6 protein-coding genes are annotated in these 9,024 nt (G+C 53.3%); 2 read left to right on the top strand and 4 right to left on the bottom strand.

From position 1 onward, the window contains the following. Positions 1–1,926: methyl-accepting chemotaxis protein (locus tag OEL57_RS10520; RefSeq protein ID WP_300740443.1), on the top strand; the 1,926-nt coding region annotated here is incomplete at its 5' end. A 51-nt stretch (positions 1,927–1,977) separates the two neighbouring features. On the opposite strand, the gene OEL57_RS10515 is transcribed toward OEL57_RS10520, so the two are convergent. Next, positions 1,978–3,483: a phosphotransferase gene (locus tag OEL57_RS10515; protein ID WP_300740441.1), complete on the bottom strand. Its 1,506-nt coding sequence runs from the start codon at positions 3,481–3,483 to the stop codon at positions 1,978–1,980. Between the two features lie 94 nt (positions 3,484–3,577). On the opposite strand from OEL57_RS10515, the gene OEL57_RS10510 reads away from it, so the two are divergent. Then, positions 3,578–4,720 carry a hypothetical protein gene (locus OEL57_RS10510; protein WP_300740437.1) on the top strand — a complete coding sequence of 381 codons (1,143 nt, stop codon included), beginning with the start codon at positions 3,578–3,580 and terminating at the stop codon, positions 4,718–4,720. A gap of 79 nt (positions 4,721–4,799) precedes the next feature. Here OEL57_RS10510 and hrpB read toward each other — a convergent pair whose 3' ends face one another. The 3 genes from hrpB to OEL57_RS10495 form a co-directional block, all read right to left on the bottom strand. Further along, complete coding sequence (gene hrpB / locus OEL57_RS10505) at positions 4,800–7,202, bottom strand: ATP-dependent helicase HrpB (RefSeq protein WP_300740434.1); 2,403 nt, start codon at positions 7,200–7,202, stop codon at positions 4,800–4,802. A gap of 3 nt (positions 7,203–7,205) precedes the next feature. Further along, the gene (locus tag OEL57_RS10500; RefSeq protein ID WP_300740432.1) at positions 7,206–8,105 is read right to left on the bottom strand and encodes a cation diffusion facilitator family transporter; all 900 of its coding nucleotides are present in this window, start codon (positions 8,103–8,105) and stop codon (positions 7,206–7,208) included. A 25-nt stretch (positions 8,106–8,130) separates the two neighbouring features. Continuing rightward, positions 8,131–9,024 (bottom strand): single-stranded-DNA-specific exonuclease RecJ (locus OEL57_RS10495; protein ID WP_300740429.1); only part of this gene is annotated, 894 nt, incomplete at its 5' end.

Below are 9,024 nucleotides of genomic sequence, written 5' to 3'. Positions count from 1 at the left end.
AAATCCGCACTGAATACTGAAACAAAAAATCAGCTACAGGTTAATATCCGCCTGCTGAGTGACATGATTACCACCATCAATACTGCCACCATTAACAACGCCAATGAAAGGTCAGACTCCCTAATCAAGCTATGTGGCGGCAGTAACGGATTTACTATGAACACACAGGCCACGGTCAAGGTAGGTGACCTAGACACCCCTACCCTGACACTGAACGGCTCCGTACAAAACATGAATGAGGCAAAGGTTGAAGAATTCAGCAACCTGTATTCCGGTTCAGTGGCAACCATTTTTGTCCGCAAAGGTAATGACTTTGCCAGGATCACCACCTCGTTAAAAAAAGAAGATGGCAGCAGAGCAATTGGCACCCTGCTGGGTGAGACTCATCCTGCCCACAAAAAACTGATGGCTGGCGAGGTCTACCACGGCATAGCTCGGCTGTTCGGCAGCTGGTACATGACTAAATACACACCGATCAAACAAGGTAACGAAATTATTGGTGCCCTGTTTGTCGGCACCAACATAAACAAAGATATTGATCAACTTATTAAGGCGGTCCAGCGGATCAAGGTGGGCAGTACCGGATACGCCTATGTGCTTGACGGCAAGGGGACCATGCTTATCCACCCAAACAAGGCTGTTGCAGGCAAAAACGTACTGGATATGAAAGATGCCCACGGCAAGCTACTATTCAAGGATATGCTGGAGAAGAAAGAAGGCACCATCCTGTATGACTGGAAAAACGAAGGCGAAACAAAAGCACGGGAAAAAATAGCCATCTTCACTGCTGACAACCCATGGAACTGGCTCATTTCGGCGGGCGCCTACTCAGAAGAACTGTATGAGGCTGCCGTACGGATCCAGTGGATACTGATGGCTGCTGCTGCAGTCTGTGCAGCACTGTTGGCTGGATTAGTGGTTTTGGTTCTTAAAAAGACGCTTGCCCCGCTAAAGGACACCTCACTTGCCAGTGAACAGGTGGTGCAAGGAGATCTGACCGTACGGCTCAACGTACAGTCCGGGGATGAAATTGGAACAATTCAGGGTGATGTTAATACCATGGTGGCAAATCTAACTGAGATCATGCGTCAGACATCCGGTACAGCAGGCGAAGTGTCATCATCTGCCATTCAGCTACAGGCAACCTCCGGCAACATGTCAGAAAATGCAGAACAGGTGGCACAGCAGGTTGGTTCTGTTGCCACCGCCAGTGAAGAGATGGCAGCCACCAGCAATGATATTGCCATGAACTGCCATCAGGCTGTTGAATCAGCTAAACGGGCCAATGAAACAGCAGAGCGTGGTAAAGCGGTTGTCAGCAACACCGTTGCTGCTATGGGCCGTATTGCCGACCGTGCCAGTCACTCTGCCAGTGCCGTGGAATCTCTGGGAACCCGTTCTGATCAGATCGGCGCCATTGTTGCCACCATTGAAGATATTGCTGATCAAACCAACCTGCTGGCGCTAAATGCCGCCATTGAAGCGGCGCGGGCCGGGGAAATGGGACGAGGTTTTGCCGTGGTGGCTGACGAGGTACGGGCCCTGGCAGAACGGACCACCCGTGCCACCCATGAGATCAGCGGGATGATCAAGGCGATCCAGGCTGAAACCCGTGATGCGGTGAGTGCAATGAGTGCCGCAGTACAGGAAGTCAAACTGGGAACCAACGATGCAACCAGTTCCGGGGCAGCCCTTGATGAGATTCTGGAAGAGATTTCCAATGTCACCATGCAGATCAACCAGATTGCCACTGCAGCAGAAGAACAGAACGCCACCACCGGCGAGATTACCGGCAACATCACCCGCATCTCTGACACGGTGCAGGAAGCTAACCGGGGTGCCCATGAAACTGCCACTGCAGCATCACAGCTTTCCGGTCTGGCAACCACCCTTCAACAACTGGTGGGACGCTTCAAGGTATCCTAACACGACATTAATTACTAAAAGGCAGCAGGATCACCATCCCTGCTGCCTTTGTCATATCTGACTCAAACTCTGTTCCGCATCCACCAGCACCCGCCAGAGATCTTCGCTCTCCCCCATCCCCACTCGAATCAAATATGCGGCAATACTCAGATTGGTACGCGCCCGAAACAGCTCCACCTGCCAGATAAAATCATCCCCCACCGGTGGGCCTTCATCCAGATAGGCATCCATAAAGATCGATTCAGGCAGCCGCTGCAGCAGCTCCTGATGGCTGAACAGCTGATTGCGGTACTGGGCCAGAAAGGTACCCAGATCAAAGGCAGGTGGCAGCATCAGCGAGCTGCCAAAATCAATGGCTGCCACAAAGACGGTATCGCGATTATCCTGGATATCCTGGCCGATCATGATGTTCTTGGGATGAAAATCTCCATGGCCTTGCACCAGGCAATCATGGCCACAGGAACGATCCTGTTCAGCCGCGATGATCGCTTCAGCAATCTGCCGGGCTCGACCGGCATGACGATGGTTGATTGCTTCGAAGCGCGACAGATAATTTCGTATTCTGGCCTCTTCGCGCTGCTCAAACTCATCTGCTGCCGTTACAGCCAGTCGTGCCTTGTGCAGACGGGCCAGCCAACGGCCGGTCAACTCAAGATACCAGCAGGCATCAACATGACCGGCAGCCAGCAGCTTGTCATGCAGTGAGCGTCCCCTGATCCCCTGTTCAATAATGGTCATCCGCTCCTGATCAATCTCGATCGGCCTCGGAACCCGGTAGCGGCCATGGTTAAACCCTGACTCTGCCACTACCGCCATAATGGTTTCAGCCCGTTCGGTACCTTTCCATTTCTTTTCATCGGTCAGGGTACGGATAATGATCCGCTCCCGGTTTTCATCACCATCCTTGGTACCAAAGGTCACTTCTGTTACCAAGGCATTGGCGCCGGAGCGGGGAATCTCTTTAAAAAACGGGCGACAGCGACCGGCCCGCAGTTCGTCAGCCAGCTCCTGAACTGACTGTATCGGATGGTCAAAGATGGTGGGATAGGATCCGGCATACTGCACACCGTGGGTGTCAGTGCCGCTGATGGCGGTAAAACGCAGGCGATGCCAGTCTGTCAGACCACGGCTGTTTTCCGCCACCCCGTGGTTGGAGCTGAAGATTTCCACTCCATTCAGTAATGGGCTCAGCAACTGCTCGTCAGTCGGACGACGCCCCTTACGATAGGCATGGGCCAGCACCAGGGCGGCCTTGGGCCAATCCTGCCGGATCTGCTCCAAAGGAGTGCCTTTAGGGATGGCATTGGTTGCCCCATAGACCAGCACGTCACCATGGGCTGAGGTAGTCACCTCCTGAGCAGCAAAAATCAGAAAGTGCCCCGGTACTCCGGCCTGATGGCGAATTTCAGTCAGCTCTTCAACCTCCCAGATGGCGTGATGATCGGTCAGCACGATCCCCTGCAGCCCTCTGGCCTGCACCCGCCGGATCAGCTCAACAGCAGCAACCGAGCTGCAGCTCGATTTTTCAGCAGTATGGCAATGCATTTCAAACAGCATTGAGTAGCTCCTTTCCAGCTTGACTCGCTATTTTTCTATGTTATAGGAATCAATACAGAACAAAATCAAAGCAGAACGAAGAGAGGTATTTTACATGAAATACTGCATAGTAGCTTTAAATTTGGTAGCAGTGTTGATATTGGGCAGCCAAAACGGTGCCCACGCTTTTTCTCTGGACAGTTTCAAGAGTATGCTCCCCCCAGCAAAAACTGATTCAACGCCCCAAAACGAATCCCCACAACAAAATGATGCTAGCTCATCAAAAGAAGCAAGCTCGTCAGATGTTGATGCAATCCTTTCTTCCGCCCTTTCAAAGGGCGGAGCAAAGCAAAAACAGGTACTTAGTGAGACAGAAAGGGGCAGATTTGTTCTAAGTAACACAGCATTCACTGCAGGTTCTAACGACCTGACAGCAAAACTGGAACTGCCGCAAAGCCCCAAATTTTACAACATGAAATGGTGCCAGGCATCTTCTTGTGACTATGATAACGGTTATCTGGAGTTGTATGTATCTGTTGATAACATGCCGGTAGCAGCATGGTCTGCCAAACTTGAAGGTGCCGACTATACCGGGACTAAAACGTTTGATTTTGTTGTCTTACCCAAAACAGATGCAGGTATTGGCGTAGTTGAGGCCCCCTTTAACAAATCAAAACTGTTTCAGCCTGAAAATGCAGTGGTCTATGCATTGCTTGATCTGATTTACAGCGGCAACCTGAAAAACGGCCCTCACAAACTTAAATTGAAGGCATATTCCAAACAGACAATTCCTCTGAACACAGCCTACGAATTTGAAGATAGCTATTTTGCCAAATGGCCGTCAATAGCTGAAACTACTATTGATTTTATCATAACCAATGAAGGTCGCAATACCATGGCCCGCAATAGCTCGGCAAAGAAACTGAGTCATGCCACCGGCGAGTGGATTGCCATTGATAAGGCGCTGAAATCTTCTGCCACCGGTTCTGCAGAAAATCAACTGATTGACGTTGCAACCAAGACCACTTGGAAAATAATCAGAAATTCGCTGGGTGCTATTCTGTACAGACAATGCAAGGCAGATGTTATCTACAAATCAAAGTACGGTTACCGCTTGCAAAAAGGAATTCTGGTAAAACAGAACTATACCGGCAGTGGCTACGGAACGCCCTATTTTGCCGAGCGAATCCAGTTTGCCCATGGACCTTCTTTGCTCAACTCAACCCATCTACCTGTGCCTGTAGAGAAAGTGCGCTAACGACCTTCTCCAGAAACACCACCAAGTTATATGGCCTTTGTCAGACTGTTGACAAAGGCCATACTCTTCTTTGCAGCGATCATCCGTTTTTCTGGGACGCCAGCGCCTTTTTTGTCCGATGCGTCGCCACTGCATTCCAGGGATCATCCGGCCAGGGATGCTTGGGATACCTGCCCCGCAGCTCTTTGCGAACCTCTTGGTATCCCCGCTCCCAAAAGCCCTTCAGGTCTCTGGTAACCGCCACCGGTCGCCCGGCAGGTGAAAGCAGGTGTACCAGTACAGCCCGCCTACCCCGACAGATTGTGGGGGATGCTGCCAGACCAAACAGCTCCTGCAGCTTGACTGACAGCACCGGCCCATCAATATCAGCATAATCCAGGCTCACCTTTCTGCCACTGGGTATCACCAAATGAGTTGGCACTACAGTTTCAAGTGATTGCGACAACTTCCAACCAACAACCTCATGTAACAGATCAATTAATTTCAGCTGCCGCAAGTCCTGCAATGAGCGTACACCTGACAGGTGCGGCAGCAGCCATGTATCAAGCGTAGCCAGCAATGTCGCATCAGACAGGTCAGGCCAGCCATCCTCCGGCAGCAGACGATATGCCAGTATGACCCTGGCCTGTAACTGGCGGGCAGCTTCCGACCAGCCCAACAGGGCGATACCCTGGCAACGCAGCTGTTCCAACAGCAATGGTACTGCCTCTGCATCATTGGCAACGGCCTGACGGGAAGAGAGGACAACCGCCCCGATCTGTTCCTGTTCCGTTGCAGATATCCGTGCAGCGGCCTGATCCCAGATAACGAGACGCTGTCGCGTAATCAACTGTGGCACGGTCTGACGCAGTTGTTCAACCGTTACCGCTGCTGATTGATGAATAACCCCTTCAGCACCATCGCCGCCATCCACCTGTAAGGCCACCAGCAGCTCTGCCTGATTATTCCTGCAAACTGCCCCCCGGCCAGATGCCAGCAGGTAACGCCCTTCATCACCCGGACGCCGTCTGGCAATCCGGTCCGGCCAGCCCAGTATAAAAAGCGGGGCCCGCACTGCATCAGCAGAAGATTGGGTGACGTGTCCCCTGCGTGCCCCCATCAGCTGCAGCAGCTGTTGTTCTGTGCGTTCTATCGCTGTCAGGGCCGATGATCGGTTTGAGAGTTCTGCTGCCATTCTGCAGGACTCGGGCAGCAGTTGTAATTCCTGTCCGGCAATCAGCAAACGTGCCAGACGCGGGTGTACCGGCAGGCGCACCATGCGGCGGCCAAGCCCGGTTATTGTGCCTTTTGGGTCAAGCGCCCCCAACAGTTGCAACAGCTCTCGTGCCGCTGCCAGATGTGCTGCCGGTGGTTGATCAAGCCAGGCCAGCTCTTCAGGCGTGGCACCCCAGGCAGCCAGTTCAAGTACCAACGGTGCCAGGTCTGCAGTCAGTATCTCTGGTGGAGTAAACGGGGTCATGGCCTGAAAGCTCTGTTCAGCATATAGACGGTAACAGACCCCCGGACCGGTGCGCCCTGCCCTGCCGGTACGCTGCAGGGCGGATGCCCGGGAGGCTCGCACCGTAACCAGCCGTTCAAGGCCGGTGGCCGGATCAAGCTGCAGACGGCGGGAGATCCCGCCATCCACCACAATCCGCACCCCATCAATGGTCAGACTGGTTTCGGCAATGTTGGTGGCCAGCACCACGCGGCGTTGTTCTCCGGGTACAATGGCCTGCTGCTGTTGTTCAAAGGGAAGATCACCATACAGCGGACAGACCCTGGCATTGGCTAGCCCTTCCAGCTCTCGTTGTACCGACCTGATCTCACCGCTGCCGGGCAGGAAGGCCAGCAGGTCTCCCTGATTGTCCAGCAGGGCCTGCCTGATAGCCCCGGCCATCTGTACAGCTATTGATTGCTGCCTGTTTACGGGGGGAAGATACCGCACATCCACGGCAAAGGAACGCCCTTCAGAAGTAACAATCGGTGCATCTCCCAGCAACCTGGCAATCGGCCCGCAATCAAGGGTGGCAGACATCACCAGCAGCTTCAGGTCAGGACGCAGGGCTGCCTGGGCCTCCAGACAAAGGGCCAGCCCCAGATCGGCATGGATGGATCGCTCATGGAATTCATCAAAAATCACGCAGGCAACACCGGCCAGCTCAGGATCGTTCTGCAGGCGACGGGTCAGGATCCCTTCAGTCACCACCTCAATCCTGGTTACAGCTGAGATCTTGTTCTCAAAACGGATGGTATAGCCAACGGTCTGGCCCACCTGTTCTCCCAGAGATTGCGACATGTAGCGGGCAGCAGAGACAGCAGCAATCCGCCGAGGTTCCAGCATAATGATCCGGCCATCTTGAGGGGGGATGCTGTTCAGTAGCGCCAAAGGCACACGGGTGGTCTTGCCTGCACCGGGCGGGGCAGACAGTACGGTGTTAGGGTGGGCCTGCATGGTGACAAGCAGTTGAGGCAGGATCTGGGTAATAGGCAGGTCTGTCATAGGCTACAGCCGGATCAGGTCCTCATGGTCTTCATCGTGGGGGTTGATATGGATCATCACATCACCCACATTCTGAAATCGCTCAAAGATCTGGCGTTTTACCTCTGTAGCGACATAATGGGACTGTTTGACGGTCATCTCCGGGTCCATCTCCAGCTTCAGGTCAATAATGATGTACTGCCCTGATCTGCGGGCACGGATTTCATGCACATGCTCCACACAATCAACCGCTTCAGCCAGTTCAGTAATATCCTGGATATAATCACCACAAATAGAGCCATCCATCAGATCATGGGCAGCCCCGCGAAAGGTTTCCCAGCCAATATGCAGGATAAAGAATGAGGTCAGTGCTGCTGCCAACGGGTCCATGATCCCCAAGCCCAACACAGCCCCAACCACACCTGCCAGCGTAGCTACGGAGGTCAGGGCATCTTTGCGGTGATCCTGGGCAATTGCCAGTAAGGACGGGCTTTCAAGCTTTTTACCGGTTGCTGCTGAGAAACGGTAGAGCCATTCCTTGATGACAATGGTCAGGGCTGCTGCAACAACTGCTATCCAACCGGGAGATTTAAAATCATGGCGCAGTATGGTCTGTATGGCATCCACCATGATCCAGATGCCGGTTGCGCAGATCACCAGCGAAATCAGCAGGGCAGCCAGTGATTCTGCCCGACCGTGGCCATAGGGATGCTGCTCATCATAGGGCTGCCTGCCAAGCTTGAGGGCAACCATGGTACTGCCAATGGCAATAAAATCGCAGGCTGATTCAATGCCATCCGCAAAGACAGCATCAGACTTACCCCAGTATCCGGCAGCCAGTTTCATGACCATCAGAACAGCATTGACCCAGAAACCAACCTGGATAATCCGTTCAGCCTTGTCAAAGCGCTCATTACGTTGCATCTGTTGCCCCTGTGGCACGAAAATCCTACAGTTCCAGCTTGAGCTGTTCACGATTATTCCAGGTATCTATCTTTACGGTACAGGCAAGATCAATACATGCTGGAACTTCGCGATCTGCCATGCCCCAGCCAACCGCCTTAAACTGGTACCTATCCCACTCTAACCGCAGGTTAAGGTGGTTCTCACCAAAACTGCGCAGATCCCCCACTTTCATTCCCTGCATCAAAAGTACCGGTGTCTGATTACCCATGCCAAAAGGCCCCAGACTTTGCAATTCCTGAACCAGCTGCAGGGTTAATTCATTGGGATGAAGTTCAGCATCCAGCTGCAGTTGGGGTAGTAGTTCCTGATCCCCTAACCGGGTGGCTGCTGCCTGCTCAAAGGCTTCCGCAAAGGCTGCTATTTGTCCTGCCTGCACGGTAACCCCTGCTGCGGCACGGTGACCACCATACCGTTCCAGATGCGCGGAACAGTCATGCAGGGCATCCAGCAGATGAAAACCGGAGATACTACGTCCAGAGCCCTTGCCGGTACCATCTTCACGCTCTGCAATCAGAATCGTAGGACGATAGTAACGCTCCACCATGCGGGAGGCAACAATACCCACCACCCCCTGATGCCAGTCAGGCGATGAAAGCACAATGCTTTTACGTTCTGCTACACCACCCTGGGCTTCAATCAGCGCACAAGCTTCCTCAAATATCCGGCGTTCCACCTGACGACGCTCAAGGTTGGCAGCATCAAGTTCTTCTGCCAATGCTGCGGCCTGCTGCGGATCATCGCTTAACAGCAGCTCCACACCAGGAACGGCGCTCTCCAACCTTCCGGCTGCATTCAGGCGGGGAGCTAGCTGAAACCCTACCTGACCACTGCTCACACTACCTTTGACCCCGGCAACCTGTTTCAGGGCAGCAAGACT

It is taken from the genome of Trichlorobacter sp. (assembly GCF_030247655.1).
Lineage (GTDB): Bacteria > Desulfobacterota > Desulfuromonadia > Geobacterales > Pseudopelobacteraceae > Trichlorobacter.
This window is presented reverse-complemented; position numbering and strand designations above follow the sequence as displayed.

Coding starts and splice junctions, on each gene's coding strand:
- OEL57_RS10515 (WP_300740441.1), bottom strand. CDS start 3,483: ATGCTGTTTGAAATGCATTGCCATACTGCTGAAAAATCGAGCTGCAGC.
- OEL57_RS10510 (WP_300740437.1), top strand. CDS start 3,578: ATGAAATACTGCATAGTAGCTTTAAATTTGGTAGCAGTGTTGATATTG.
- hrpB (WP_300740434.1), bottom strand. CDS start 7,202: ATGACAGACCTGCCTATTACCCAGATCCTGCCTCAACTGCTTGTCACC.
- OEL57_RS10500 (WP_300740432.1), bottom strand. CDS start 8,105: ATGCAACGTAATGAGCGCTTTGACAAGGCTGAACGGATTATCCAGGTT.